Here is a 24,594-nt window from a genome sequence, read left to right as displayed (position 1 = left end):
CGAACGGACCCTGCGACGGGAGAAAGGCTATACTTAGCCCGTAGTGCCCGTCGCCACGCGGGGCGGAGCCATCTTGAAGTGCTGCTTGGCATAGGCGACGATCTGGCGATCGGTCGGGTGATCGGCGGCTTCGACGCCGACGATGCGCTTTCCGACCGCAGGATGCTTCTCGTGCAGGTACTTGGCAAGCTCGGTCTTGGCGCCGGCCGGGCCGATGATCAGGATCTCGCCGGCGTCATCGAGCGCGTGCGCGACCTCTTCGAGGAAATTCTTGTCGGGCGCCGCGTGGCCGCTGCCGATCTCGTTGGCCTTGTGGTGCAGATGCTTGGTCTGCAGGTGCGGATGCAGCGTCAGCTCGTCGGCACCGGTCAGTCCGATGTGGAACACCTTGGCCTCGCTGTGATCGAGCCACACGACGGCATGGAAATGGGTTGGCATGATCTGGTCCTTGTCAGCAAATCACCGCTTGCGCAGCCTCGCGCGTTCGCAAGCGAACGCGCGCCGCGGGAAGCGGCTCCGTTGGTGATGCAAACCTTAGCGAGCCCGATCGGGCCCGGCTTGATGCAGGTCAACGGAGGCGGGGCGCGACCACGCGCCCCCAATGGCGCGAAGTTTACTTCGGCGCGGGCGGCTTCGGCAGCGGCTTGTCCTGCCGCTTCGACCAGGAGATGTAGTAGGCGACGGTTGTCATGATCGCGATGCCCGCCGCGCTGACCAGGATCTGCGCCAGCAGCGAGCCCGAGCTCAGCATCAGGGTGAAGTGGCCGATGAAGGACAGGAACACGCCGACGCAGAACACCGCCAGCGACTGTTGGCCGCAGACGATGAGGGGATCGAACGCCTTCCACTCCAGGCCCGGCCATTCCTTCGGCACGAACCGGATGACCAAAATGACGATCACCACGAAGTGCAGGAAGCGGTACGGCGCGAGATTGGTCTTGTCGTTCGGGTTGAAGGCCGCATAGAGCCAGTTCGGAAACATCGATCCGAGCTCAGGGAAGCGGCCGGCCATCGTCATGACCAATGCGAGCACCATGTAGGCGATGCAGAAATAGAGCGTGGCCGGCGCCATGATGATGCCCATCGAGCGGCGGGCGCCGCCGAGCGCGCACCAGGAGCCGAACACGAACAGCACCTGCCAGCAATACGGATTGAAGTACCAGGTGCCCGCCGGATAGGCCGCGAAATTCCAGCCCATCTGCCGCGCCAGGAGCCAGAGCACGATCGAGGCGATCATGGTCAGGTCGGGCTGGCGCAGCATCATCCACAGCACCGGCGGGAAGAAGCCCATCAGCACGATGTAGAGCGGCAGCACGTCGAGATTGACCGGCTTGAACTTCAGGATCAGTCCCTGGGCCAGCGTATCGCTGGCGTGGTCGACGAGTCCTGCGACGTTGAACTCGTCAATGATCTCGGAGACGCCGAACCGCGTCGCCAGATAGCTGATGGCCACGATGTAGATCACGAAAAGCACGATGTGGGCGACGTAGAGCTGCCACACCCGCTTGAACAGCCGGGTGGCGCCGACGATGAAGCCGCGATCGATCATCATGCGCGCATAGACGAACGAGGCGGTATAGCCGGAGATGAAGACGAACAGGTCGGCGGCGTCGCTGAAGCCGTAATTCCGCGTGGTGATCCAGTTCACCACATTGTCCGGGATGTGATCGAGAAAGATCGCCCAGTTGGCGATTCCGCGAAACAGGTCGAGCCGCAGGTCGCGCCCGCGCTCGGGCAGCGTGGCATTGATTTTCATGGCCGCTTCAACGCACTGTTTTGAATGGAAAACGTTCGGGGAGCAGAGGCGCCGTGGCAGTCGACCGAGATTGTCACGGGACGGCAGAATGACTATACGGAGCACGATAGACGGTCACGTCCTGGATGGGAATCACCGTTCCGTGCTGGAGCTTGCCTGTACCCCATCCCGGCCGTTTCCGCCAAACGCATGACGACCTCAGCTTCCAGGGGCTCTTCCAGCCATGACCGCACGCATTTTCAAGCCCGCCAAGAACGCGATGCAATCGGGCAAGGCCAAGACCAGGGACTGGCAGTTGGATTATGAGCCGGAGCAGCCGCGGTCGGTCGAGCCGCTGATGGGCTGGACGTCCTCCTCGGACATGAAGCAGCAGGTCACCTTGCGCTTCGACACCAAGGACGAGGCGATTGCCTATTGCGAGCGCAAGGGCATTCCCTACCAGGTGATCGAGCCGAAGGAGCCGGTGAAGCGGCAGATCGCCTATGCCGACAATTTCTCGTTCCGCCGCGGTGAGCCCTGGACGCACTGATTTGGACTCATTGAGGGGCCGGCTCGGCCGTCATCCGTTCAACCTGTTTGAGGCGGCCCGCCGGAGATGGGCAGCGGGGCGTCCTTGGACAGGCCGAGCACCGGGAAGCTCCTGATGGCCCGGACGCCGGGCAGGGCGGCGAACTGGCGGAGCTGGCGGCTCATGCCTTCGACGCCGGTCGACACGCATTTCAGCAGGAAATCCGCATCTCCCGACAGCCGCCAGCATTGCTGGACCCAGGGCAACGTCACGATCGCGGCCTCGAACGACTCCAGTGCCGTCTGGTGCTGGCTGTCGAGCTGAATCGACACGAACGCGACCACCTCATAGCCCAGCGACCGTTCATCGATGCTGGCGCGGATGGATTTGATCACGCCGCTGCTGCGCAGCGTCCGCACCCGGCGCAGGCAGTTCGGATGCGAGATCCCGACCCGGTCGGCGAGCTCGTTGATGCGGATCCGGCCATCGGCCTGGAGCTCCGCCAGGATCCTGCGATCGATCGCGTCGAGCTCCGGGCTGCCAGCCATCGGCGCGGCCCGTTCAGCCGGTCGGGCGATCAGGCCGGCCACCGCCGGCCGGATCAGGCTCGGCGGTGCGCGGCATGACGCCCGAGAGCACGAGCTTCTCGTGGGCCGCGATGATCGCCTCCCTGGTGAGCCGGCCGCCGGGACGGTACCAGCTGCACAGCCCGGTCAGGAGCGCGATGATGGCAAAGGTCGCGACCTGGATGTCGTCGACGTCGAACACGCCTTGCGCCACGCCGTCGCTGAGGATGTCGGCCAGCCGGCGCTCATAGGCGCCGCGCAGCGCCACCACCGCCTCGTAGTTGCGGGGATCGAGGCTGCGCAGCTCCGAATTGGCGATGAAGACCTCGCGCTTCCGGGTCATGTGATAGCTGACGTGGAAGGCGACGAATGCCCGGAGGCGTTCGACCGGACCCTGGGTGTCGCGGAGCGCCTGCTCGAGCTCGTGCAGCAGGTCGTTGATGTGGTCCTGGATCAGCTCTGCCAGCAGCTCCTGCTTGGTGCTGATGTGATTGTAGAGCGAGCCCGGCTGGATGCCGACCTCGGCGGCGAGCTGGCGCAGGCTCATGGCCTCATAGCCGTGCTGGAAGATCAGCCGCAGGCCGGCCCTGCGGATCGCCTCCATCGTCGTCGGACCATGTGACCCGATCGTGCGCGCCATCTCGTCCTCGCTGGACCGTCCCGATGCCAATCGCGGCGGATCCGCCACGGCGGGGGGTCCCGTAGTGAAGTCTGAAAATTCCGTGGTCTCAAGCAAATGCTGCTCGCCCCGGACCCTACAACAATCCGCTTGAGAATAGAATTTAAAAACGTATGATCGTTTAATTCGAGAAGGACGGACGGTCGCAAACCGGCCGCCGGCGGGCAGGGAGGACAGCATGCGGGCAAAGATGGTACACCCGGGCTCGCAGCGGCCTGAACGGCCGCGACCGCTCTGACGCGTGCTCCCACGGCTTCCCCCTCCAGCCCCGCAACGAAGACGCCGGTCATGACGCTTCACTCCACGATCGATCCATCGTCCTCCGATTTCGCCCGCAATGCCGACGCCATGCGCGCGCTGGTCGCCGACCTCAGAACGAAGCTGGGGCAGGTCGCCGAGGGCGGCGGCGAGACCTCGCGCAAGCGGCATTTGTCGCGCGGCAAGATGCTGGCGCGCCAGCGCGTCGACCTGCTGCTCGACCCCGGAACGGCGTTCCTGGAGCTGTCGCCATTGGCCGCGCACGGGCTCTATGGCGGCGACGTCCATTCGGCGAGCATCGTGACCGGCATCGGCCGCATCGCGGGGCGCGAATGCGTCGTCGTCGCCAACGACGCCACCATCAAGGGCGGCACCTACTACCCGATGACGGTGAAGAAGCATCTGCGCGCCCAGGACATCGCGCGGCAGAACAATCTGCCCTGCGTCTACATGGTCGATTCCGGCGGCGCGTTCCTGCCGCTGCAGGACGAGATCTTCCCGGACGAGCGGCATTTCGGCCGGATCTTCTACAACCAGGCGCAGATGTCGGCGCAGGGCATTCCGCAGATCGCGATCGTGATGGGCTCGTGCACCGCCGGCGGCGCCTATGTGCCGGCGATGTCGGACGAGAGCATCATCGTGCGCAACCAGGGCACGATCTTCCTCGGCGGTCCGCCGCTGGTGAAGGCCGCGACCGGCGAGGTCGTCAGCGCCGAGGAGCTCGGCGGTGCCGACGTGCATTCGCGACAGTCGGGCGTGACCGATCACTACGCGCAGAACGATGCCCATGCGATCGGCATCGCCCGCCGCATCGTCGGCACCCTTAAGCCGCCGGGCGCGCGCACCGTGCTCAACATGCGCGAGGTGCGCGAGCCGCGCTATGCCGCGGAAGAGATCTATGGCGTCGTGCCGGTCGACGGCCGCAAGCCGTTCGACGTGCGCGACATCATCGCGCGGGTGGTCGACGGCTCGGAGTTCGACGAGTTCAAGAAGCTCTACGGTCAGACGCTGGTGTGCGGCTTCGCCCACATCTGGGGCCATCCGGTCGGCATCATCGCCAACAACGGCATCCTGTTCAGCGAGAGCTCGCTGAAGGGCGCGCACTTCATCGAGCTGTGCTGCCAGCGCAACATTCCGCTGGTGTTCCTGCAGAACATCACCGGCTTCATGGTCGGCAAGAAATACGAGGCCGGCGGCATCGCCCGCGACGGCGCCAAGCTGGTGACGGCGGTCGCGACCGCGTCGGTGCCGAAGTTCACCGTCGTGATCGGCGGCTCCTACGGCGCCGGCAATTACGGCATGTGCGGCCGCGCCTATGCGCCGCGTTTCCTGTGGATGTGGCCGAACGCGCGCATCTCGGTGATGGGCGGCGAGCAGGCCGCGATGGTGCTGAGCCAGGTCCGGCGCGACGGCATCGAGGCCAAGGGCGAGAGCTGGCCGGCGGAAGAGGAAGAGAAATTCCGCAGCCCCATCCGCGCGCAATACGAGGCGCAGGGCAATCCGTACTACGCGACCGCGCGGCTGTGGGACGACGGCGTGATCGATCCCGCCGATACCCGCCTCGTGCTCGGCCTTGGATTGTCTGCCGCCGCCAATGCCCCGGTCGAGCCGACCAAGTTCGGCCTGTTCAGGATGTGATCATGGCTCGTCCCGGATTGTATCGTCGTTTTCGCAAGCTCCTGATCGCCAACCGCGGCGAGATCGCCGTGCGCGTCATCCGCACGGCGCGCGCGATGGGATTGAAGACCGTCGCGGTCTATTCGGAGGCCGACCGCAACGCGCTGCACGTCGCGCTGGCCGACGAAGCGGTGCTGCTCGGCCCTGCGCGCGCCCGCGACTCCTATCTCAACATCGAGCGGCTGATCGAGGCCGCCAGGCAGACCGGTGCCGAGGCCGTTCATCCCGGCTATGGCTTCCTGTCCGAGAGTGCCGAGTTCGCACAGGCCTGTCTCGATGCGGGGCTGGTGTTCGTCGGGCCGACCGCGGCGATGATCACGGCGATGGGGTCGAAGTCCGGCTCGAAGTTTCTGATGGAGCAGGCGGGCGTGCCGCTGGTGCCCGGCTATCACGGCGAGGCGCAGGATGACGCCACGCTCGCCAATGAAGCCGCGCGGATCGGCTTTCCCGTGCTGATCAAGGCGTCCGCCGGCGGCGGCGGCCGCGGCATGCGCGTGGTTCACGCGGCCGGCGACCTCACTGATGCCGTCACCAGCGCCAAGCGCGAGGCCAAGGCGGCGTTCGGCGACGACCGCGTGCTGATCGAGAAGTTCGTCGAGAGCCCGCGTCACATCGAGGTGCAGATCGTCGGCGACAGCCACGGCAATCTGGTCTCGCTGTTCGAGCGCGAATGCACCCTGCAGCGCCGGCACCAGAAGGTGGTCGAGGAGGCGCCGTCGCCGACGTTGACGCCGGCGCAGCGGGACACGGTGTGCGCTGCGGCGCGTCGCGCGGCGGGCGCGGTGAACTATGTCGGCGCCGGCACCATCGAGTTCGTCTCCGACGGCCGCGACGTGTTCTTCATCGAGATGAACACGCGTCTGCAGGTCGAGCATCCCGTCACCGAGTTGATCACCGGGGTCGATCTCGTCGAATGGCAGTTGCGCGTCGCCTTCGGCGAAGAGCTGCCGCTGACGCAGGACCAGATCCGGTTGCATGGCCATGCCATCGAGGCGCGCGTCTACGCGGAGAATCCCGCCAAGAACTTCATGCCCTCAGTCGGCACGATCAAGACCTGGCAGCTTCCCGCTGAAACCGGCGGCCTGCGCATCGATGCCGGCTATCGCGAGGGCGATGCGGTCTCGCCCTATTACGACGCGATGCTCGCCAAGATGATCGCCTGGGCGCCGACCCGCGAGGTCGCGATCGAGCGGCTCAATCGCGGCCTTGACGACACCGACGTCCGAGGCATCGTCAGCAACATCCCGTTCCTGTCGTCGCTGCTGACGCATCCCGACGTCGTGGCGAACGCGATCGACACCGGTTTCATCGAGCGCCATCTGACGCATCTGACCCAGTCAGGAGCGGTGGCCGGCGACCTCGAGCTCTGTGCCGCGGTTGGGGCCATTCTCATCGGCGAGCAGATCGCGGCCGCGAAGGAGCAAGGCTCGCCGTGGCGCGCATCCGGCTGGATGCCGGTGGGACTGCGACAGCGCGTGTTCTCGTTCCGCCAAGGCGCGGGTAATGAACCGCGGACCGCCACGCTGGCCTATGGTTCCGGCGTACAGCGCCTGTCGATCGAGGGCCGTGAGACCTCGTTCTCGGCTATTCCGACTGATGACGGCGGCTTCGACCTTGTGTGCGACGGCGTCAAATCCCATGTGGTGGCCGTCATCGAGGGCCATGAGCTGTACCTGCGGACCCGCAACGGTCGTTTCGACCTGCATTGGATCGATCCGTTCGGCGGAGACGACGAGGAGCAGGCCGGCGAGGACAAGATCGTGGCGCCGTTGCCGGGGACCGTCGTGGCGCTGCTTGCGCAGGAAGGCGCCGTCCTGGAGAAGGGTGCGGCGATCCTGACGCTCGAAGTCATGAAGATGGAGCAGACCCTGCGGGCGCCGTTCGCAGGCCGGCTCACGGCGATCAAGTGCAAGGTCGGCGACATCGTGCAGGAAGGCGTCGAACTGGCGGACCTCGAACCGTCCGCCTGATCCTCGAACCGGAGAGGTCGGCATGAGCGAGAGCGTGCGCATCATCGAAATGGGCCCGCGCGACGGCCTGCAGAACGAGAAGACGTTGGTCGGCGTGGCCGATCGCATCGCCTTTGTCCGCGCGCTGGTGAACGCCGGCCTGGCGACCGTCGAGGTCGGCGCCTTCGTCTCGCCTAAGGCGATCCCGCAGATGGTGGGATCGGATGAGGTGATGCGCAGCGTGTCTGCGCTGCCCGGCGAATTCCATGTGCTGGTGCCCAATGTGAAGGGCTATGAGGCCGCGCGCGCTGCGGGCGCCAGGGTGATTTCCGTGTTCACGGCGGCCTCTGAGAGCTTCTCCCGCGCCAACATCAACTGTTCGATCGCGGAGTCGCTGGAGCGCTTCAAGCCGGTGATCGCCCACGCCAGGACCGACGGCGTCAAGGTGCGCGGCTACGTCTCCTGCGCGCTCGGCTGTCCCTATGAAGGCGAGATCAAGCCGCAGGCGGTAGCCGGCGTGGCGAAGGCGCTGTGGGACCTGGGCTGCTACGAGGTCTCGCTGGGCGACACGATCGGCGTCGGCACGCCGCTCAAGGCCAAGCAGATGCTGCGCGCCGTCTGCGACGATGTGCCCGTGATGCATCTTGCGATGCATTTCCACGACACCTACGGCCAGGCGCTGGCCAATCTCTATGTGGGCATGGAGGAGGGCGTCCGCGTCATCGATGCCGCCGCCGGCGGCCTCGGCGGCTGCCCGTTCGCTCCGGGCGCGACGGGAAATGTCGCGACCGAGGACGTCGTCTACATGCTCGAAGGCATGGGCATCCGCACCGGCGTCGACATGACGAAACTGCTGGCCGCCACCAACGAAATCAGCCGGCTGCTCGGCCGGCCCCCGGTCAGCCGCGTTGCCGGCGCGCTGAATGCGAAGAACAGGCGAGCAGCGAATGGCGAATAGCGAACGGGGGCTGAACCTATCGCCAATCCCTATTCGCTACGTCCTAGTCGCCATTCGTCGCTGCGTCAGCGGCTGAGATCCGGCCCCATCACGAGATCCGGCAGCGCCGTCGAGATCTGCGGCACGAAGCAGAGCAGCAGCACGGCGGCCATCATCAGCAGGACGAACGGCAGCGTGCCCCAGATCACCTCGCGCAGCGGGATGTCCGGCGCGACGTTCCTGATGACGAAGATGTTGAGACCCACCGGCGGGTGAATCAGGCCCATCTCCATCACGATCGTCATCACCACGCCGAACCAGATGATGTCGAAGTTTGCTGCCCGCAACGGCGGCAGGATGATCGGCGCCGTCATCAGGATGATCGATACCGGCGGCAGGAAGAAGCCGAGCACGACCACCATCAGCAGGATCGCGAACAACAGTTCCCAGCGCGGCAGGTGCATCGCCACGATGGACTCCGCCACCGACTGCGAGATGTGCAGGTAGCTCATCACGTAGGAGTACAGCAGCGACATGCCGATGATCAGCATCAGCATGGTCGATTCGCGCAGCGTCGCCTTCATGATGGGCGCGAGATCGGCCGGGCTCCAGACGCGGTAGATGATCGCGATCAGCACGAGCGCGAGGATGCCGCCGAGACCGGCTGTTTCCGATGGCGTGGCGAGGCCGCCATAGAGCGCGACCATGACGCCGGTCAGGAGCAGCACGAACGGAATCACGCGTGGCAGCACGGAGAAGCGCTGCGCCATCGTAAAATCGTCCTTGGTCAGGATGTCCGACCACGCGCCCGACTTCTCATAGACGGCTTTCGCGCGCGCATATTCCTGCCGGAAGCGCACCACCGAATAGACGCCGAACAGGGTCACCAGCAGCAGCCCGGGGCCGATACCGGCCAGGAACAGCCGTCCCAGCGATTTCTCCGCCGCGATCGCGAACAGGATCATCGTAATCGAGGGCGGAAGCAGAATGCCGAGCGTGCCGCCGGCGGCGATGATGCCTGCGGCGAAGCCGCCGGAATAGCCGCGCTTGCGCATCTCGGGAATTCCGGCCGAGCCGATCGCCGAGCAGGTCGCGGGGGACGATCCCGCCATCGCCGCGAACAGCGCGCAGGCGAACACGTTGGCGACGCCCAATCCGCCGGGCACGCGATGCAGCCACGCGTGCAGCGCCGAGTAGAGGTCCTGGCCTGCGCGGGAGCGGCCGATCGCCGCGCCCTTGAGGATGAACAGCGGGATCGACAGCAGCGTGATCGAAGCCATTTCCTCGTAGACGTTCTGCGTCACCGTATCGAGCGACGCGGTCGGCATGTAGATGGCCATGAACACGACGGCGACGGCGCCGAGCGCGAACGCGATCGGCATGCCCGCGAACATCGCAAACAGGGTCGAGAGTCCGTAGGCAACCCCAATTCCGAACACGCTCATCGACGCGCTCCGGTCAGCGGAGCCACGATCTGCAGCAGCATCTGCAGGCACAGCAGGGTCATTCCCGCGGCCATCAGGCCGTAGGGAATCGCCAGCGGCGGCGACCACATCGAATTCGAGACCTGACCATCGACCCAGGCCTCATGTGTCAGGGTCCAGGATTTCCAGGTGAAGAAGGCACAAAACAAAAAGCTCGCGACGTCGACCAGCCAGAGCCTGATCTTGTTGGCGAGCGGCGACATCAGCCCAACGAAGGCTTCGATGCTGACGTGGCCGCGATGCTCCTGCACATAGGCTGCAGTCATGAAGGTTGCGCCGACGAGCAAGAACACGGCGGCTTCGTCCTGCCAGTAGTTGGCGGCCTTGAACAGTGCACGGCCCGCCACGCTGTAGCTCAGGATGAGGCAGGCCGCGACCAGTGCGAACGCGGCCAGAACGACGATGATACGATTGAGCAGCGAGACAACACGCTGGAGCGGCGCCAGCGGACCGCTGGCGCCGATGGCTGTCGTGGCCTCGGTATCGAGAACGGGCGCGTGCATCAATCAGGCCGCGACGTCGGAGGCGAGTTTGAGGAGCTTGGCGCAGTTCGCGGACCTGCCGCCATAGTCCTTCCAGGCCGTGTCACGGGCAATGTCGCGCCATTTGTTGACGGTCTCGACATCGAGCTCCGTAACCTTGGCGCCGGCCTTTTCGTAGACCTTGGCAACTTCGATGTCGTCGTCCTGCGCGCCCTTGCGCCCGAACGCCTCCATCTCCGCGCCGACCGCGAGGATGATGTCCTGTTGGTTCTTCGGCAGCTTGTCGAACGAGGCCTTGGACATCATCAGCGGCTCGAGCATGAACCAGTACGACGCCTTGGCTCCGGAGGTGAGGGCCTTCGACACCTCTTCCAGCCGGAACGAGATCAGGCTGGTCGACGAGGTAATGCCGGCATCGCAGGCACCGGTCTGCATCGCGGTGTAGATTTCATTCGACGGAACCGACAGCACCGAGGCGCCGGCGGTCTGCAGCACCATGTCCATCTCGCGCGAGCCGCCGCGCACCTTCATGCCCTTGGCATCCTCGGGCGCCACCAGCGGCCGTGATCGGCTGGCGACCCCGCCCGCCTGCCAGACCCAGGTGAGCAGGATGATGCCCTTGTCGGCCAGAAAATCGCTCAGCGTCTTGCCGACCGGCTCGTTCTTCCAGCGCATCCCCTGGTCGTAGGTCGTGACCAGACCCGGCATCAGCCCGATGTTGGTCTCGGGCACCTCGCCGCCGGCGTAAGGCATCGGATAAAGGCTGATGTCGAGCGCGCCCTTCCGCATGGCCGAGAATTGCGCGACGGTCTTGATGAGCGAGGAGTTCGGATAGATCTCGGTCGCGATCTCGCCGCCGGAGCGCTTCGCAACCTCCTCGGAGAACACCCGGCAGAGCCGGTCGCGGAAATCGCCCTTGTCGATGGTGCCGCCGGGAAACTGGTGAGAGATCTTCAGCGTCGTTGCTGCATGGGCCGTGCCGGTTCCAAAACGCAGAATGGCCGGCGCAGCGAGCGCGGATGCGATGACATGACGGCGTGTGAGCATGAGATTTCCCCTGGACAACTTCTGGTTGGGTTCCCGACCCGGGTTCGTTGGCGTGAGTTATACCAACCAATCTACCGGACTTACCTCTAGCCGAACTAGGCAGTTCGTTCGAGGCCAAATGCATGGGAAGCGACATATTGCTGCGGCGCACGTACCGGCCTGTGAATCCCTTGCCCGGGTTGTACTAACATGATCTTGCCGGGCAAAATTGTGTCCTCGATTCCGGAACGGGACGCATTCGAGTCAAATTTGATCGAACAAAAATTCTCGCCCGCGCTCGTAACAATCGCCTTCATCGGAACGTCGATATCCAGGAACGGCGCGTCCGTCGCCGTCGAACCCCGTCATACGAAGGAGCGATCATCATGACCAATCGTAGCCGCCTCATCCTCGGAATCTCCGCCGCCGCCCTCGCGTTCAACGTGGCCGTCGCGCCGGTGGCCTTCGCGGAGGACAAGATGAGCAAGGACGATGGGATGAAAAAGGGCGCGATGTCCCACGACGGCATGAAGAAGGATTCGATGGCCAAGGACGGCATGAAGAAGGACGATGCCATGTCCAAGGACGGGATGAAGAAGGACGACGGCATGATGAAGAAGAACTAAGTCGTCTCGCCCGGCATCGTGCGATGGGACGACCGTATCAGTCCCATCGCCGATGAAGTGAGGAGCCGCGCGATGCCGGACGCGACGGCACGCAGGTCTCGTGGCGGCGGCGTTGCTGCTTACTTCTTCTTTCCGCGGGCCTTGCGCGCGGCGTAGCGCGCATCGCGCTTCGCCTTCTGCTCGGCCTCCATCTCGGCCAGGCGAGCGGCTTCGTCTTCCGCCTCGCGCGCGAGCCGGGCAATCTCGGCAGCTTTGGCCTCTTCCTCGAGGCGCTTCTGCTCCGCCTTGGCGGCCTCGCGCTCCAATCGCTGCTGCTCGCGGCGGGCGGCGGCAGCTTCGCGCTCCTGCCGTCGCTTCACGACTTCGGGATCGTCCGGTCCCGGCTGCGATTTGAACTTCTGCACGATGCTCTGGCGGGCCTGCTGCGCGGCCTTCTGCCGATCGGCAAATCCAGGTTCCTTGAATCCTCTCATGGAGACGTCGTCACTTCGCTATTTGGGTGTTCGATCAGGGTGTGGTCGGTCAGGGGCTGCACGCGCCGCCAGGCAGTTCTTCCACGAGATCGTGAACACGAGCGGAGGCCGACGCGAGCCCGTGTGTATAGGATCGCATGCGTCGATGACAAATGCTTTATCGCCGCTCCTCCACATCCGACCTGCCTAGCGCTTGCATGGCGCTCGCCGGAGGCTATGTAAGCACCCCCGTCGCTGACGCAGGTCGGCCGGCTGTGAGTCGCTTCACGCCTCGCGGGCACCAGCGCACCGCCCGGGTGCGACGTCCAACGGAGTTGACCGGCATGATCTGTGTTCGCCGCGGGCGCATGGCGCTCGGCCTCGCGCTCGTCGCTCTCGTGGTCAGCGCATGCGTGATGACCGCGGTCCTCGCCCGCCCGCGGCCCGTTTCGGCCGGTGTGCTGGGTTCCGAATGGGAATGCGGGCAGCTGTTCTGGGTGACGAGCTGCACCCGTATCGAATCGATCTCGCCGGCATCGCGCCAGCAGCAGCAACCGCACGGTGAGGCCGCTGGCCTGCGTGCCGCCTAGGCGCACCGGCGATGAGTACGCAGGGGCCGGATAGACGCGGTGCCATGGCGGCACTGGTGTTCGCGGCGCTCGTCGTGGCCTTCGGCGTGTGGCTGGCTCGCAGCCTGACCTCGGCAAGCCAGATGCAGGATTGCCTGATGTCGGGACGAACCAACTGCAATGTGATCGTGCCCGACCGGTGACCGCCGATCAGCTCGTACCGGATCGGCAAGACCGCGCCAGCAAGGTTGCATGATCGGAGCGGCGAATCAGCCGGCATCTCGGTTAACCTGACGGCAGCAGGTCGACCTGGCCGCAAAATAGTCGGGATTTTACCCGTTTGTCGCGGAAACTATGGTGCGCCCGGACCATACGCGCCAAAGCCGGCGATCCGGGATCATCAATCCGCATCACACCTCGCGTGCGCGGCAACCGGCGGGCGATCAAGGGTAGGAGAGAATGACGTTGTCCAACCAGAGCACACGGTGGCTGCCCGCGATCGCAATCCTGACCGCAGTCGTGATCCCCGCCCAAGCCTGGGCGCAAACCCAGGACCAGGCTGGTCCCGGCGCCGGGCATTCGCCCCAGGCCCGCCCGCCCGGTGTCATTCGCCAGGCGCCGGCCCAGGGTGGGCAGCCGGGCGGCCAGCCCCATGTCCAGATTCCGCGGCAAGTCGGTCCCATGGCCGGCCAGCCGCAGGGAGCACAGCCGGGCGCACCGCCGCGGGCTGCCATTGTCCCTCAGGGACGTCAGCCTGCGCCGGTGGCGCAGCAGGGACGTCCGCCGGGAGCCGGTCAGGGCTACGCAGCGGGTCACGGCCCGGGCCCTGGTCCGGCGATGGTCGGGCGGGGACCGGATGCGCGTTATACGCACGGCCGGGTCGCGGTGCGCGACTATGGTGGGCAGTCTTATCGCGGCCGGGTCGGCTGGGAGGGCGGCCGATGGCGGCACGAGGTTCACAATGGCCGTCCGGGCTGGTGGTGGGACGTTGGTGGCGTCTGGTACTATTATCCCGAGCCCATGGAAGGACCGCCGACCTACGTGTCGGAGGACTATGCTGACGATGTGGTCTATGCGCCGTCGGCGGCCTACGAGGCGCCCCCGCCGGTCGCCTACGAGCCGGCGCCGCCTCCGGCCGAAGTCGATCCGGGTGCCAGCGCGCTCGGGGGCGCGATCATCGGCGGGGTGCTCGGCGGTATCCTCACCGGCAAGGCGGGCGGTGCCGCGGCGGGCGCCGTGCTTGGTGGTGCCACCGGGGCGATCGCCGGCGCTACGGCTGCGGCGCGACCGGGCTATTATCTGTCGCAGGGCAATTGCTACTATCGATATCCGTCGGGAGAGTATGTCGCGGTCGATCCGCGCTCCTGCTACTGAGCCGCCGCCGGCGGTCGGAGCGCTGCGCTGAGCTTGGTTGGCCGCTGCGGAGTTGTGGCCGAATCTCCGCAAAGCTCCGGAGCAGGAGTGGGAGCGAATCTTGATAGACTCCGCTTCATCGTTCGAGAGGTGAGAGCTCCTGGGCCATGACCAAGGCGTCCAAGCTGGTTGCCGCCAAGGGCGGAAGGGTTCTCCTGGTCCGGCGCCGGGCCGACGGTCGCTGGATGTTTCCGGGTGGCCGCAAACGCGCGCAGGAGACGGCGAAGGACTGCCTGAAGCGCGAGATCAAGGAGGAGCTTCCCAAGCTCAAGCTCGGCCGGCTGCGGCTATGGAAGGAAGTCACCGCCAAGAACAAGCGCTCGGGTCGCAAGATGAGCGATGCCATCTTCATCGCCAAGCATGCCAAAGGGCGCCTGGAGATCGGAGACAAGAAGGAGATCGACCGCGCGGTGTGGCAAAAGCCCTACGGACTCAGCCTGACGCCGACGTCGCGCTACATCCGCGACCAGCTGTTTCCACGAAAGCCGGACTGAACCGTCGCGGGCTGGGAACATCCCGGCCGCCTGGGCGTTATCTGCCCATGCCTTACGATAACACAGACAGACAGCCTCGCGTCCTCACGCCGGAAGAGCGTCGAGCGCGCGACGCCAGCCGCAGGGCTGATGCCGAACAAGCCATGCGCGAGCATGAGGCGGCCCAGCGCGCCTTTTACGCCAACCGCGAGCGGCTCCGGGCCGAGCGTCTGGCCCGGGAGGCCGCCGCCAAGTCGGGCTGACGGGAGTTCCTGTCAGCTCGCCTTGCGGCTCCGGAATGCGTTCGCCATCCGCAGAAACGCTTGATCCAGCAACGCATACATGTCGCCCGTGATGTCGCAATCGAACATCGCGCGGCGCATGCACGTCATCCATTCGTCGCGCTCGGCGTCGCCGATCGGATACGGACGGTGCGCGGACATGATGCAGCGATGTTCGGCCCGCTCGAAATAAAGCGCCGGCCCGCCCAGCCAGCCACTGAGAAATTCGAACAGCAACTGCTTGATCGGACCAAGATCGGCGTCGTGCATCGCGCGGATGCGGCTGGCGCCGGGCTCCTGGTCCATGATGGTGTAAAAGCGCTCCGCCAGACGGCGCACGCCGGCCTCGCCGCCTACGAGCTCATAGGGCGTCGCCTCGTTCACAACTGCTTCTGCTTCGTTAGCCGAATTCGCTGCCGTCATCGCATCTCGTTTCCGCTCGCCCCTCTGCAGCCAACAAGCGGCAGAGGTATGGCGCCTTGATCTGGATCAAGCGGGAAAACGCGCGTGCGTTCGGGCTAGCGGATGCTGGCTTTGACGAGGCGCTGCCGGTCGGTGTCGGCGGCGATCTGGCGCAGCGTCTGTCGGAGCAGAGCGAGATCGACCGGCTTGGAGAACGGCGGATAGACGTTCAGGCCGAGGATCTTGCCGGCGCGGACCGTGACGTCGCGGGTCTGATCGTCGGAGCCGCTGATGATCAGCACCGGCGTGCGGGACTTGATGTCCGCCAACAGCTGCAACACCTCGGTGCCGGAGCGCTCACCGAGATTGAGGTCGAGCGTGATGCATTCGAAGTTGCGCCGGCGCAGCACGTTCATCGCGCCGTCGACCGAGTTCACGCCGGTCGTCGCAAAGCCCGCCTGCACGGCGATCTTGCGCAGGATCGACAGATGAACGTCGGCATCTTCGATCACGAGAAGTTCGTTCAGCATGGTCCCCGCGCGGCTGGTGTGTCGGCTACAGATGGACCTGCGGAACTTAAGAGGGGGTTTCTGATTTCCTCGTAAACATCGGGTCCCGTAGAACAACGGAAAATCTGCACGCTATCCGTCATTGCCGGCGCCCGCGCGGAACAGCTCAGAACGGCCGACGGCTCGGCATGGCTTTGGAGGAGCCTCGCAGATCGGTCATCTCTGCCGAATCGGCCGGAGGCAGGCGCCCGCCCGGCCGGCGCCAGTGCTCGACGTGCAGAAGGATGCCGGCCACCAGCAGCGGCGCGACGGCGGCCACCGCCAGCAGCGGCGACAGCGGCTTGGGCGTGATCATCTCCATCGTCATCTCGCAGACCATCCAGATGGCTGCGGACGCCAGCACAAAGTCGCGGGAGGGGATGCGGAGCCAGTACAGGAAGCCGGCGATGATCGCGGCCGGCGCAATGATCGGGCCGATCATGTAGAAGTTCAGCTCGGGCGGCGTCACGGCGTCGAGGACCATCGATGCCAGCAGCCACAGGCTGAGGAACATCACTACGCCGTCGACGTATCTCATGGCCAACCTCCGCCGCGACATTTTGGCGCAATCTTTGTCCGGTTTATGGCTGTTCCGTCAAGGGCCATGGTGTCCAGGGCCGATTTGCAGCCCGATCCGGCGGATTTTCCGCCCGCGGCCCGGATAAAAACGAGTTCCTGGTTCCACGGTCATCCCCCGCTCAATCCGCCGAAAACCCGAACGGAACGGACGACGTCCTGAAATCGTCCGGCAGGATCTCGCGCCCGATCGGCGGCGCCGAGCGTGCGGCGCATTTCGGCCGGTGGCAGACCCGGCAGGCGACGCCGATCGGGGTCGGCGCGTTCGCATCGGGCCCGTGGCCGTCGCGGGTGTAGATCAACTGCCCCGCATGCTCGGCGGCGCAGCCGACCGCAATCGCCCGCTCGACGCGCACCGCGCCATAGGAGCCGCCGCCGGCCGTCACGGTGCGGGCGATCGAGAAGAAGCGGCGGCCATCCGGCAGCTCCAGCCATTGCGTCACGATCTGGCGCGGTGTCTTGAAGATGCCGTGCACCGACCACAGCGGGCAGGCCCCGCCATGCCTGGCGAACGGGAAGCCGGCGCCGTCGAGCAGCTTCGAGACGTTGCCGGCGGGATCGACCCGGATCAGGAAGAACGGGATCCGCTCCGCGCCCGGCTTCTGCAGGGTGGTGACGCGGTGCGCGGTCTGCTCGAAGCTGGTGCCGAACTGGCGCGCCAGCGCCTCCAGATCGTACGCCCGCGCATCGACCGCTTTCGCAAAGATCGAATAGGGCATGATGATCGCAGCCGCTGCGTACGCCGCGAGCGCGCGGCGCGCCAGGAGCTCGGCGGTCTTGCTGGCGAACTTGCCGTCCTCCAGGGCGGCGCCGATCTCGGTGTCGAGCTCGAGATAGGCGAGCTGCCGGGCGAGCTCGAATTTCAGGCTCGCGCTGTCCAGCGAATCCTCGATCAGCAGCTGCCGGCGGTGCAGGTCGAGCCGCCTGAGCGAGCCGAGCATCACGTTCGGCGGCATGTAGCGGACCTGGAGATTATGCCGGGCGCGAAACCGCTCGATGAAGCCGGCCGGTCCGGCGGAGACCTGCGGAGCCCCCGTCGGCGCCCCCTGGAAGATCGCCTGCGCCAGCCGCTCGGCGGCATCGTCGAGCTGGGCAAAGTTGTTGCGGCGGGCGGCGAGGAAGCGGCGGACGTCGGCGACGGGATCGTTGGCGTCGAAGCCGTCATTGCCGACGCGCGGCGCGCTGCCGGCCGGCGCCGGCGCGCGCTGCTCGGCCAGCGCGAGCTGCTCCTCGCGATACGCCGTGTAGAGGCGCAGGAACGCCTCGGCCATGCCGGGATAGCTGACGGCGAGGTCGGAGATCTCCAGCGCGGGAATGTCGATGTCGGAGAACATCGGGTCCTTGAGCACCGACTGCATCCGCGCGGTATGGTCGGCGCCGCCGTCGCCGGCGAGATCGGCCAGGTCGATCTTGTAGGTCCGCGCCAGCCGCAGCAGCATGTCGGCGGTGACCGGCCTCTGGTTCCGCTCCAGGAGCGCGACGTAAGGCGCTGAAATTTCGAGGTCCGCGGCCATGTCGGCCTGGGTCAGGCCGAGCTCGCGCCGCAGGCGGCGCAGGCGCGGGCCCATGAAGATCGATCGTGCCGTGGCGGTGGTCATGGCCATATCCCGGTCTTGTAATCTCCTTACAGCTATACACGATAAGTTTGTAAAGTGTGACAAGTTTTCCGCGCAATGTCTGGTCCGCCGCCCCAGGCTGCTTACAACAGGTCCCAGGTTGTCCTTAACCAAGGGATCACGGACATGAACTTCCAACCGCGTGGACTGAACGACCAGGCCCTCCAGGGCCCCGCGTCCTACCAGGCCGAGGTCGAGGCGGCGCGCGCGCTGCTCGAGACCCAGCCGACCTGGAACGGCGTCACCGCCGAGGCCGTGGCGCGCATGCGCCTGCAGAACCGCTTCAAGACCGGTCTCGACGTTGCCCGCTACACCGCGGCCGTGATGCGCGCCGACATGGCCGCCTATGACGAGGACAGCACCAAGTACACCCAGTCGCTGGGCTGCTGGCACGGCTTCATCGCGCAGCAGAAGCTGATCTCGATCAAGAAGCACTTCGGCAAGACCGACCGCCGCTACCTCTATCTCTCCGGCTGGATGATCGCGGCGCTGCGCTCCGAGTTCGGCCCGCTGCCGGACCAGTCGATGCACGAGAAGACCTCGGTGCCCGCGCTGATCGAGGAGCTCTACACCTTCCTGCGCCAGGCCGACTCGCGCGAGCTCAACGATCTCTTCCGCACGCTGGACGCAGCCCGCAAGGCCGGCGACAAGGCGAAGGAAGCGGAGATCATCGGCAAGATCGACGGCTTCCAGACCCACGTCGTCCCTGTGATCGCCGACATCGACGCCGGCTTCGGCAATGCCGAGGCGACCTATCTGCTCGCCAAGAAGATGATCGAGGCGGGCGCCTGCGCGCTGCAGATCGAGAACCAGGTCTCCGACGAGAAGCAGTGCGGCCATCAGGACGGCAAGGTCACCGTGCCGCATGACGTCTTCCTGGCCAAGATCCGCGCCTGCCGCCACGCTTTCCTGGAGCTCGGCGTCGAGGACGGCATCATCGTCACCCGCACCGACTCGCTCGGCGCTGGTCTCACCCAGCAGATCGCGTTCTCGAGCCAGCCGGGCGATCTCGGCGACCAGTACAACAGCTTCCTCGACTGCGAGGAGGTGACGCCTGCGACCGCGCGCAGCGGCGATGTCATCATCACCCAGAACGGCAAGATGATGCGGCCGAAGCGGCTGCCCTCGAACCTCTACCAGTTCCGTCCCGGCACCGGCGAGGACCGCTGCGTGCTCGACTGCATCACCTCGCTGCAGAACGGCGCCGACCTGCTGTGGATCGAGACCGAGAAGCCGCACATCGAGCAGATCGCCAAGATGGTCGACCGCATCCGCAAGGTGATCCCGAACGCCAAGCTCGCCTACAACAACTCGCCGTCGTTCAACTGGACCCTCAACTTCCGTTGGCAGGTCTATGACGCGATGAAGGAGGCGGGCCAGGACGTCAGCAAGTACAACCGCGCCGAGCTGATGAAGGCGGAGTACGACGACACCCCGCTGGCGAAGGAAGCCGACGAGCGCATCCGCACCTTCCAGGCGGATTCGGCCAAGCGCGCCGGCATCTTCCACCACCTGATCACGCTGCCGACCTACCACACGGCCGCGCTGTCGACCGACAATCTGGCCCGCGAGTACTTTGGCGAGCAGGGCATGCTGGGCTACGTCAAGAACGTTCAGCGCGCCGAGATCCGCCAGGGCATCGCCTGCGTCAAGCACCAGAACATGGCCGGCTCCGACATCGGCGACGACCACAAGGAATACTTCGCCGGCGAGAAGGCGCTGAAGGCCGGCGGCGCGCACAACACGATGAACCAGTTCGGCTGAGCTTGGCCGACTGAGGACTGACAGGACCCGTCTGGAGCTGACAGCTTCAGGCGGGTCTCGCTTTTTGGGGACGCGCCTTGTAGCTGTCGCCGATCGTGAGCCTGGAAGCTTGAGGTCGCCTCTCTCCACGCCGTCATGGCCGGGCTTGTCCCACGGCTGTCCGGTTCAGCTTCCGCATATTGCGAGGCTCAACTGTTGTGGGTTTTTGGCAAGTTGGGGTGGCCCCGTGAGCAATTGATCGATGGGGCGGCGATGCATGAGGTTGGTGCGGACCAATCTGGCAAAGACCAAGGGGCTTTGGATTGCCTTCTGAAGGTCTTGCGCGAGGCGAAGCAAGAGGAAGGCGATCAGGGCAACGGCGATCTGGATACGAACGGCGTTCTCAGAAGTCCCGAGGAACCTGGTGATCTTGAGGGTCTGCTTGACCCAACGAAAGAACAACTCGATGGCCCAGCGGCGACGATAGAGGTCGGCGATCTCTTGAGCGCTGGCATCGAGGTCGTTCGACAGGATGCGCAGGATCTTTCCCGTTTCCAAGGTGACGCGCACTTCGCGCACCGCAGTCTGCATTGGATTGCGGCGGCTGTAGGCTTGGCGTTGTGGAAGGAAGCCGATGCGGTCGGAGAGGATGTTGCCATCCGCGATGACAGGCAACTCCTCCACGACCCGCAGCGGCGTATTGGATTTGAACCGGGTCACGATTCGACAACCGGCGGCGTCCAGTTGAGCCCACCAAGCATATTCATAATAGCCGAGATCGAAGACGTAGGTTGCTCCCGGCTCGATGGGCATCTGATGCGCTGCAGTATTGTCGTTGACGTTGGCTCCGCTGATTGCCGCATAAATCGGCCGGTCGGCGTCGGCATCATAGATCACATGCACCTTGGCACCGCAGACACCGGTAGAGAACCGTGCCCAGCCAGCGCTGGCTTCTGTCAGCCGTACGCTGGTCGAATCAATCAAATACGTCGTCTCGGCAAGCTTGCGGCGTAACCGGCGATGGGCCTGCTTCATCATGATGGCCAACAGGGCGGCAAACATCTCCGCAGGCCGATTCATATTGGCGTCCGCGAAAGTCGAGCGGCGGACAGGGCCCCCACCCAGGTGATAAAGCCGCGCGGTGTGGCTCGACAGCCCGGTGACAATCTCACGCAGACTGGAAGCCCCCGAAAGCTGACCGTACAGCAGCGCCACAAATTGGTCTTTGGTGGAAAGCCGTCGAATCCGCGCGTCCGTGCCATGCTCGTCCACAAGCGCCTCGAAGCGATGCCAGGGGACCAACTTCAGAATGTCTCGGAATACTGTATTCTGATGCGGCATGGCGGGACCTTCCTGGTGTGTCTCGAACATTTGGCGATGCTCAAGACCGCAGAAGAATCCACGCCATGCACCATGTCCAGTCTGTCTGAACCGGACAGCCGTGGGCTTGTCCCGGCCATCCACGTCGTTCGGCGGACGTGGATCGACGTGGATGCCCGGGCCTTCGCCGCGCCGAAGCGGCTTCGGCCGCGCAGGCGGGACAAGCCCGGGCATGACGAGCAACAAATTGGTGCCGGACCGTGCGGCTGAGGACGTCATTCTCCTACGCGACCCTCTCGCCCCGTCGCGCGGTGCCCTCAGCGCTCCGCCAGCGCCAGCCGCGCACCAAGCAACGCAAAGCCGCCGGCAAAGGCGCGGCGCAGCCAGGTCATGACGCGGGGGCGGCTGACGACGCGGTCGCGCACGGCGGCGGCGAACAGGCCGTAGAGCACGAACACCGCGAACGTCATCGCCATGAACGCGGCCGACAGCTCCAGCATCAGCGCCAGCGGATGGGCGGCATCGGCGGCGATGAACTGCGGCAGGAAGGCGAGGAAGAAGATCGACAGCTTTGGATTGAGGATGTTGATCAGGAAGCCGGTCAGCACCACGCGCCCGGCCGAGCGGGCATCCGCATCGTCCTTCGTCTCGACCGCCAGCGCGCCGCGCTCGCCGAGCGTCTGCCAGGCCATGTACAGAAGGTAGGCGACGCCGCAATATTTCAGTGCCGCAAACGCCAGCGCGCTGGTGTGCAGCACGGCGGCAAGGCCGACGATCGCGGCCAGCATCGCCGGAAGGATGCCGAGCGTGCAGCCGAACGCGGCGGCGATGCTCATCCGCGAGCCCTTGGTCAGCGCCACTGCGAGCGTGTAGAGCACGCCGGTGCCAGGCGAGGCGACCACGATCAGCGAGGTCAGCAGGAAGGCAGTGGACATCGGCGGGCTCCCAGGGTCGCGGTTGTTCAGGCAAAGGGCAGTCGGCGCATCTCAAATCGGCCTCCATCATTCCACGGCGCAGCGGCGGACGATAGAAGGGCACGGGACACGGGTCGGTGACGACCGGGCGTGCCATCGTGTGCGTCGTCGTCGAGGGCGCGCAGCGGGTCATGCGGGCAGGGGGCGCGTTCATTCGTCATCGCGACGCATGTCGCGCCCGAACTGTTGCGGTCGTCTCGCCCTCCAGCAAACAGAGGGCGCGGGGAATGCCGGGCTGCTGGCCGCAACCCATGGCCCGCCTGCAGAAGAAAAAGCAGGCGGCAGTCACCACAGGTTCAGCCGACATCCGGCATTCCCCGCGCGATGGTCTTCACGCTTATACGCGATCTCCCCGGTGTCCGGCTTGGTAGCCACCGTCGCCACGGGGGTCATCATCCCCCAGGACTTGACGCCAGCTTCGGGGCGCCAGGACCACGCGATTTCACGTCCGCAAGGAGCCGTTCGTCCGCGCGCTATCAAAGCACGCTGCGACCCGCCTGCGGCCACCGCTCCCCGCGCCCAACGTCCGTGACGATCGCGATCCGCCCCTCTCGAGGAGCACGGGATGGGGACAGTCAATCATGAATTTCGGAAAAAGTGAAGAGGAATATTTTTGCGCCGATGACTGGACAGGGGTGATCGTCTTGAGCGGCCTGCTGAAATAAGTTTCGCCGCGCATCCTCACGGCTCATGCTGCCGGCAAGCGCAGCCAGCGCCGTCGCGCCATGATCCGGTTTCTGCGCCGTGAGGACCTCCCGGACACTGCAACCTGTGCGGGTACTGAACGCATCGCCCTGCCAACGACCTGCTTGATGCCGGGGACGGCAACGGCTGTGTCCTGCCCGCAACGTGGTCGGTTTTTGATAGTTCCACCATTCCCCTCGAGGTTGCGGCTATTGTTCCCCAGATCGGCCCCTGCTACCGCTGCTCAACGACAGTTGGGGATGCCGTGGGGGCTCAAATGAAGTGTTTGCGTTGGCCTGCCGGCTGGCTGGCCATCCTGGGAGTCGCGTGTCTTGGCGGGTGTGCTGCGCCGCTTGCGGTCAACAATGTAACCGACATCAGGTCGACGACGGGCAGCCGAGGGATCGACGTCTACGAGGCGAAGCGCCGGACCGATCCGAGCTTGCCCGAGTTCGCGGGCGACCAGCTCGTGGAAGTGCGGACGTTTCACAATCCCGGCGGGGGAGGCGAGGTCGAGATGGCCGGAGCGTCCTGCTCACTGGAAGCCTCCGGCTTCACGGCGACCATGACGAGCCCCGCGAAGGTGCGCGTACCGCTCTATCGCGGACAGTCGAGCACGCTGGCCGTGTCCTGCCAAAAGCCTGGCTATCAGAAGCGGATGATCACGGTCGCGCCGATCGATGCGACGCGCCAGGCTCGTCTGGCCAGCGGCATCAATGGCGGCATCCTCGGTGCGGTCATCGTGGCAGGTATCGATGCCGCCGCCGACAACACGAAGAACGACTGGCGCTATCCCGTCGCGAAGGTCGTGCTGGAGGCCGATGCCGCCGGGAGGTGATGGAGGGAGCCTTCGTCGCTGGCGGTCACGGCAGTTGCGGTGACCGTGCACATAACTCGTTCGATCGCCTGTCGAGATCACGGGTTCGGGGGACGATAGCGCCGGCCACAATTTCAACGTCGGAGTCGAATGTCATGAGAGCCCTCGCGCTGATCCCACTGATCGCCTGCCTCGCTGGCTGCGGGATGGTCGACGCCGTCCAGAACGGGCTGGCCTACAGCCGCGCCGTCGAAGCCGACCTCCTCGCCGAAACCGGCGTCAAGCCCGCCGTCGGCTTCAACTGGAACAACGGCACCCTGACGTCGGTGATGGTGACCTTTCCGAAGCTCTACACCGACAAGCCGCTGCCAGAGCTGGCGGAGAAGGTCCGGGCCGCAGTGCTCAAGGAGTTCAAGCAGAGCCCGCGGCAGCTGGTGCTTGGGTTCGCGGTCAGTGGGTGAGGGCAGCGCGGCTGCTTCAACTGATGTCCATGGGAATTTCGTGCACTGGACTGCACCCCTCAAGTGAGACACGATAATCTCAGTGACAGGCATTCCGAGGATGACCTGTGGCAGCAAGAGGGAAGACCCGTCGGTTTCCGACGGCTTGTAAGCTGAAGGCGATCAAGCGTGTCGAACGAGGCGAAGGCGTTCTGCCTGTGGCTCGGGACCTTGGGATATCGCGCAAGATCCTTCATGACTGGATCAAGGCCTGGAGGGCGCAAGGGCCGGACGGGTTGAACCGCAAGCCGGGACCGAAGCCTGGTCCCCGGAAGCTC

The 24,594-nt window shown here is 65.4% G+C and carries 27 protein-coding genes and 1 pseudogene; 14 read left to right on the top strand and 14 right to left on the bottom strand.

What is annotated here, in order from left to right; all coding sequences use genetic code 11:
* Nucleotides 1–33: 33 nt before the first annotated feature.
* Together ACQR10_RS05590 and ACQR10_RS05585 are read right to left on the bottom strand one after the other, a co-directional pair.
* Nucleotides 34–438, bottom strand: a complete 405-nt coding sequence (locus ACQR10_RS05590) for a translational machinery protein (protein ID WP_315800068.1) — start codon at nucleotides 436–438, stop codon at nucleotides 34–36.
* Nucleotides 439–613: 175 nt separating this feature from the next.
* On the bottom strand, nucleotides 614–1,756 hold the full coding sequence (locus ACQR10_RS05585; protein ID WP_316215761.1) for an OpgC domain-containing protein: 1,143 nt from the start codon (nucleotides 1,754–1,756) through the stop codon (nucleotides 614–616).
* A 223-nt stretch (nucleotides 1,757–1,979) separates the two neighbouring features.
* On the opposite strand from ACQR10_RS05585, the gene ACQR10_RS05580 reads away from it, so the two are divergent.
* A complete protein-coding gene (locus ACQR10_RS05580) occupies nucleotides 1,980–2,285 on the top strand; it encodes an ETC complex I subunit (RefSeq protein ID WP_315751632.1) in 306 nt (101 codons plus the stop codon).
* Between the two features lie 38 nt (nucleotides 2,286–2,323).
* On the opposite strand, the gene ACQR10_RS05575 is transcribed toward ACQR10_RS05580, so the two are convergent.
* Nucleotides 2,324–2,812, bottom strand: coding sequence for an Lrp/AsnC family transcriptional regulator (locus ACQR10_RS05575; protein ID WP_315800430.1), 489 nt, complete (start codon nucleotides 2,810–2,812; stop codon nucleotides 2,324–2,326).
* A gap of 13 nt (nucleotides 2,813–2,825) precedes the next feature.
* Nucleotides 2,826–3,470, bottom strand: a complete 645-nt coding sequence (locus ACQR10_RS05570) for a TetR/AcrR family transcriptional regulator (RefSeq protein ID WP_315800065.1) — start codon at nucleotides 3,468–3,470, stop codon at nucleotides 2,826–2,828.
* A gap of 327 nt (nucleotides 3,471–3,797) precedes the next feature.
* Between ACQR10_RS05570 and ACQR10_RS05565 the strand changes: the two genes are divergently transcribed.
* Genes ACQR10_RS05565 through ACQR10_RS05555 form a run of 3 tightly spaced genes read left to right on the top strand, consistent with a single transcriptional unit; the run spans nucleotide 3,798 to nucleotide 8,351 of the window.
* Nucleotides 3,798–5,405 (top strand): carboxyl transferase domain-containing protein, encoded by a 1,608-nt coding sequence (locus tag ACQR10_RS05565; RefSeq protein ID WP_434880940.1) that lies wholly within the window; start codon nucleotides 3,798–3,800, stop codon nucleotides 5,403–5,405.
* 2 nt (nucleotides 5,406–5,407) lie between these two features.
* Nucleotides 5,408–7,414, top strand: coding sequence for an acetyl/propionyl/methylcrotonyl-CoA carboxylase subunit alpha (locus ACQR10_RS05560; RefSeq protein WP_434911885.1), 2,007 nt, complete (start codon nucleotides 5,408–5,410; stop codon nucleotides 7,412–7,414).
* 22 nt (nucleotides 7,415–7,436) lie between these two features.
* Nucleotides 7,437–8,351, top strand: a complete 915-nt coding sequence (locus ACQR10_RS05555; RefSeq protein WP_316215765.1) for a hydroxymethylglutaryl-CoA lyase — start codon at nucleotides 7,437–7,439, stop codon at nucleotides 8,349–8,351.
* A 65-nt stretch (nucleotides 8,352–8,416) separates the two neighbouring features.
* On the opposite strand, the gene ACQR10_RS05550 is transcribed toward ACQR10_RS05555, so the two are convergent.
* Genes ACQR10_RS05550 through ACQR10_RS05540 form a run of 3 tightly spaced genes read right to left on the bottom strand, consistent with a single transcriptional unit; the run spans nucleotide 8,417 to nucleotide 11,343 of the window.
* Nucleotides 8,417–9,775, bottom strand: a complete 1,359-nt coding sequence (locus ACQR10_RS05550) for a TRAP transporter large permease (RefSeq protein ID WP_315800061.1) — start codon at nucleotides 9,773–9,775, stop codon at nucleotides 8,417–8,419.
* Nucleotides 9,772–10,317, bottom strand: coding sequence for a TRAP transporter small permease (locus ACQR10_RS05545; protein ID WP_315800060.1), 546 nt, complete (start codon nucleotides 10,315–10,317; stop codon nucleotides 9,772–9,774). The genes ACQR10_RS05550 and ACQR10_RS05545 overlap by 4 nt, the downstream gene beginning before the upstream one ends.
* A 3-nt stretch (nucleotides 10,318–10,320) precedes the next feature.
* Nucleotides 10,321–11,343, bottom strand: coding sequence for a TRAP transporter substrate-binding protein (locus tag ACQR10_RS05540; protein ID WP_316178848.1), 1,023 nt, complete (start codon nucleotides 11,341–11,343; stop codon nucleotides 10,321–10,323).
* 365 nt (nucleotides 11,344–11,708) lie between these two features.
* Between ACQR10_RS05540 and ACQR10_RS05535 the strand changes: the two genes are divergently transcribed.
* Nucleotides 11,709–11,948 (top strand): pentapeptide MXKDX repeat protein, encoded by a 240-nt coding sequence (locus tag ACQR10_RS05535; protein WP_316178846.1) that lies wholly within the window; start codon nucleotides 11,709–11,711, stop codon nucleotides 11,946–11,948.
* Between the two features lie 119 nt (nucleotides 11,949–12,067).
* On the opposite strand, the gene ACQR10_RS05530 is transcribed toward ACQR10_RS05535, so the two are convergent.
* Entirely contained in the window at nucleotides 12,068–12,421 is a 354-nt protein-coding gene (locus ACQR10_RS05530; protein ID WP_315800057.1) for a DUF6481 family protein, read from the bottom strand.
* A 323-nt stretch (nucleotides 12,422–12,744) separates the two neighbouring features.
* On the opposite strand from ACQR10_RS05530, the gene ACQR10_RS05525 reads away from it, so the two are divergent.
* The 5 genes from ACQR10_RS05525 (at nucleotide 12,745) to ACQR10_RS05505 (ending at nucleotide 15,118) form a co-directional block, all read left to right on the top strand.
* On the top strand, nucleotides 12,745–12,990 hold the full coding sequence (locus ACQR10_RS05525; RefSeq protein WP_316215766.1) for a hypothetical protein: 246 nt from the start codon (nucleotides 12,745–12,747) through the stop codon (nucleotides 12,988–12,990).
* A 44-nt stretch (nucleotides 12,991–13,034) separates the two neighbouring features.
* Entirely contained in the window at nucleotides 13,035–13,172 is a 138-nt protein-coding gene (locus ACQR10_RS05520; protein WP_315800055.1) for a hypothetical protein, read from the top strand.
* Nucleotides 13,173–13,428: 256 nt separating this feature from the next.
* On the top strand, nucleotides 13,429–14,343 hold the full coding sequence (locus ACQR10_RS05515) for a hypothetical protein (protein ID WP_410051397.1): 915 nt from the start codon (nucleotides 13,429–13,431) through the stop codon (nucleotides 14,341–14,343).
* Nucleotides 14,344–14,489: 146 nt separating this feature from the next.
* Entirely contained in the window at nucleotides 14,490–14,876 is a 387-nt protein-coding gene (locus ACQR10_RS05510; RefSeq protein ID WP_315800053.1) for an NUDIX hydrolase, read from the top strand.
* Between the two features lie 47 nt (nucleotides 14,877–14,923).
* Nucleotides 14,924–15,118 carry a hypothetical protein gene (locus tag ACQR10_RS05505; RefSeq protein WP_315800052.1) on the top strand — a complete coding sequence of 65 codons (195 nt, stop codon included), beginning with the start codon at nucleotides 14,924–14,926 and terminating at the stop codon, nucleotides 15,116–15,118.
* A gap of 12 nt (nucleotides 15,119–15,130) precedes the next feature.
* On the opposite strand, the gene ACQR10_RS05500 is transcribed toward ACQR10_RS05505, so the two are convergent.
* From ACQR10_RS05500 to ACQR10_RS05485, 4 genes are all read right to left on the bottom strand, one after another.
* Nucleotides 15,131–15,559: a group II truncated hemoglobin gene (locus tag ACQR10_RS05500; RefSeq protein WP_316164804.1), complete on the bottom strand. Its 429-nt coding sequence runs from the start codon at nucleotides 15,557–15,559 to the stop codon at nucleotides 15,131–15,133.
* A 95-nt stretch (nucleotides 15,560–15,654) separates the two neighbouring features.
* On the bottom strand, nucleotides 15,655–16,068 hold the full coding sequence (locus tag ACQR10_RS05495; RefSeq protein WP_315800050.1) for a response regulator: 414 nt from the start codon (nucleotides 16,066–16,068) through the stop codon (nucleotides 15,655–15,657).
* Nucleotides 16,069–16,213: 145 nt separating this feature from the next.
* A complete protein-coding gene (locus ACQR10_RS05490) occupies nucleotides 16,214–16,600 on the bottom strand; it encodes a hypothetical protein (RefSeq protein ID WP_315800049.1) in 387 nt (128 codons plus the stop codon).
* Between the two features lie 184 nt (nucleotides 16,601–16,784).
* A complete protein-coding gene (locus ACQR10_RS05485) occupies nucleotides 16,785–18,260 on the bottom strand; it encodes a helix-turn-helix domain-containing protein (protein WP_316215767.1) in 1,476 nt (491 codons plus the stop codon).
* Nucleotides 18,261–18,404: 144 nt separating this feature from the next.
* On the opposite strand from ACQR10_RS05485, the gene ACQR10_RS05480 reads away from it, so the two are divergent.
* Nucleotides 18,405–20,042, top strand: coding sequence for an isocitrate lyase (locus tag ACQR10_RS05480; RefSeq protein WP_315800047.1), 1,638 nt, complete (start codon nucleotides 18,405–18,407; stop codon nucleotides 20,040–20,042).
* A gap of 165 nt (nucleotides 20,043–20,207) precedes the next feature.
* Here ACQR10_RS05480 and ACQR10_RS05475 read toward each other — a convergent pair whose 3' ends face one another.
* Together ACQR10_RS05475 and ACQR10_RS05470 are read right to left on the bottom strand one after the other, a co-directional pair.
* On the bottom strand, nucleotides 20,208–21,362 hold the full coding sequence (locus tag ACQR10_RS05475) for an IS4 family transposase (RefSeq protein ID WP_315800429.1): 1,155 nt from the start codon (nucleotides 21,360–21,362) through the stop codon (nucleotides 20,208–20,210).
* A gap of 296 nt (nucleotides 21,363–21,658) precedes the next feature.
* A complete protein-coding gene (locus tag ACQR10_RS05470) occupies nucleotides 21,659–22,276 on the bottom strand; it encodes a LysE family translocator (protein ID WP_316215768.1) in 618 nt (205 codons plus the stop codon).
* Nucleotides 22,277–23,441: 1,165 nt separating this feature from the next.
* Between ACQR10_RS05470 and ACQR10_RS05465 the strand changes: the two genes are divergently transcribed.
* The 3 genes and pseudogenes from ACQR10_RS05465 to ACQR10_RS05455 form a co-directional block, all read left to right on the top strand.
* Nucleotides 23,442–23,837 carry a hypothetical protein gene (locus ACQR10_RS05465; RefSeq protein ID WP_434911884.1) on the top strand — a complete coding sequence of 132 codons (396 nt, stop codon included), beginning with the start codon at nucleotides 23,442–23,444 and terminating at the stop codon, nucleotides 23,835–23,837.
* Between the two features lie 134 nt (nucleotides 23,838–23,971).
* The gene (locus ACQR10_RS05460) at nucleotides 23,972–24,277 is read left to right on the top strand and encodes a hypothetical protein (RefSeq protein ID WP_315800044.1); all 306 of its coding nucleotides are present in this window, start codon (nucleotides 23,972–23,974) and stop codon (nucleotides 24,275–24,277) included.
* Nucleotides 24,278–24,384: 107 nt separating this feature from the next.
* A pseudogene (locus ACQR10_RS05455) lies at nucleotides 24,385–24,585 on the top strand (helix-turn-helix domain-containing protein); the annotation flags it as partial.
* Between the last annotated feature and the right edge of the window lie 9 nt (nucleotides 24,586–24,594).

This window comes from Bradyrhizobium sp. HKCCYLRH2060, from assembly GCF_051168135.1.
GTDB lineage: Bacteria > Pseudomonadota > Alphaproteobacteria > Rhizobiales > Xanthobacteraceae > Bradyrhizobium.
The sequence above is the reverse complement of the archived record's forward strand: the minus strand, read 5'-3'. Positions and strand labels throughout refer to the sequence as shown.

Coding starts and splice junctions, on each gene's coding strand:
- ACQR10_RS05510 (WP_315800053.1), top strand. CDS start 14,490: ATGACCAAGGCGTCCAAGCTGGTTGCCGCCAAGGGCGGAAGGGTTCTC.
- ACQR10_RS05485 (WP_316215767.1), bottom strand. CDS start 18,260: ATGACCACCGCCACGGCACGATCGATCTTCATGGGCCCGCGCCTGCGC.
- ACQR10_RS05560 (WP_434911885.1), top strand. CDS start 5,408: ATGGCTCGTCCCGGATTGTATCGTCGTTTTCGCAAGCTCCTGATCGCC.
- ACQR10_RS05580 (WP_315751632.1), top strand. CDS start 1,980: ATGACCGCACGCATTTTCAAGCCCGCCAAGAACGCGATGCAATCGGGC.
- ACQR10_RS05495 (WP_315800050.1), bottom strand. CDS start 16,068: ATGCTGAACGAACTTCTCGTGATCGAAGATGCCGACGTTCATCTGTCG.
- ACQR10_RS05540 (WP_316178848.1), bottom strand. CDS start 11,343: ATGCTCACACGCCGTCATGTCATCGCATCCGCGCTCGCTGCGCCGGCC.
- ACQR10_RS05515 (WP_410051397.1), top strand. CDS start 13,429: ATGACGTTGTCCAACCAGAGCACACGGTGGCTGCCCGCGATCGCAATC.
- ACQR10_RS05545 (WP_315800060.1), bottom strand. CDS start 10,317: ATGCACGCGCCCGTTCTCGATACCGAGGCCACGACAGCCATCGGCGCC.
- ACQR10_RS05590 (WP_315800068.1), bottom strand. CDS start 438: ATGCCAACCCATTTCCATGCCGTCGTGTGGCTCGATCACAGCGAGGCC.
- ACQR10_RS05480 (WP_315800047.1), top strand. CDS start 18,405: ATGAACTTCCAACCGCGTGGACTGAACGACCAGGCCCTCCAGGGCCCC.
- ACQR10_RS05550 (WP_315800061.1), bottom strand. CDS start 9,775: ATGAGCGTGTTCGGAATTGGGGTTGCCTACGGACTCTCGACCCTGTTT.
- ACQR10_RS05470 (WP_316215768.1), bottom strand. CDS start 22,276: ATGTCCACTGCCTTCCTGCTGACCTCGCTGATCGTGGTCGCCTCGCCT.
- ACQR10_RS05460 (WP_315800044.1), top strand. CDS start 23,972: ATGAGAGCCCTCGCGCTGATCCCACTGATCGCCTGCCTCGCTGGCTGC.
- ACQR10_RS05530 (WP_315800057.1), bottom strand. CDS start 12,421: ATGAGAGGATTCAAGGAACCTGGATTTGCCGATCGGCAGAAGGCCGCG.
- ACQR10_RS05520 (WP_315800055.1), top strand. CDS start 13,035: ATGGCGGCACTGGTGTTCGCGGCGCTCGTCGTGGCCTTCGGCGTGTGG.
- ACQR10_RS05555 (WP_316215765.1), top strand. CDS start 7,437: ATGAGCGAGAGCGTGCGCATCATCGAAATGGGCCCGCGCGACGGCCTG.
- ACQR10_RS05565 (WP_434880940.1), top strand. CDS start 3,798: ATGACGCTTCACTCCACGATCGATCCATCGTCCTCCGATTTCGCCCGC.
- ACQR10_RS05505 (WP_315800052.1), top strand. CDS start 14,924: ATGCCTTACGATAACACAGACAGACAGCCTCGCGTCCTCACGCCGGAA.
- ACQR10_RS05535 (WP_316178846.1), top strand. CDS start 11,709: ATGACCAATCGTAGCCGCCTCATCCTCGGAATCTCCGCCGCCGCCCTC.
- ACQR10_RS05475 (WP_315800429.1), bottom strand. CDS start 21,362: ATGCCGCATCAGAATACAGTATTCCGAGACATTCTGAAGTTGGTCCCC.
- ACQR10_RS05525 (WP_316215766.1), top strand. CDS start 12,745: ATGATCTGTGTTCGCCGCGGGCGCATGGCGCTCGGCCTCGCGCTCGTC.
- ACQR10_RS05575 (WP_315800430.1), bottom strand. CDS start 2,812: ATGGCTGGCAGCCCGGAGCTCGACGCGATCGATCGCAGGATCCTGGCG.
- ACQR10_RS05500 (WP_316164804.1), bottom strand. CDS start 15,559: ATGACGGCAGCGAATTCGGCTAACGAAGCAGAAGCAGTTGTGAACGAG.
- ACQR10_RS05490 (WP_315800049.1), bottom strand. CDS start 16,600: ATGTTCCTCAGCCTGTGGCTGCTGGCATCGATGGTCCTCGACGCCGTG.
- ACQR10_RS05585 (WP_316215761.1), bottom strand. CDS start 1,756: ATGAAAATCAATGCCACGCTGCCCGAGCGCGGGCGCGACCTGCGGCTC.
- ACQR10_RS05570 (WP_315800065.1), bottom strand. CDS start 3,470: ATGGCGCGCACGATCGGGTCACATGGTCCGACGACGATGGAGGCGATC.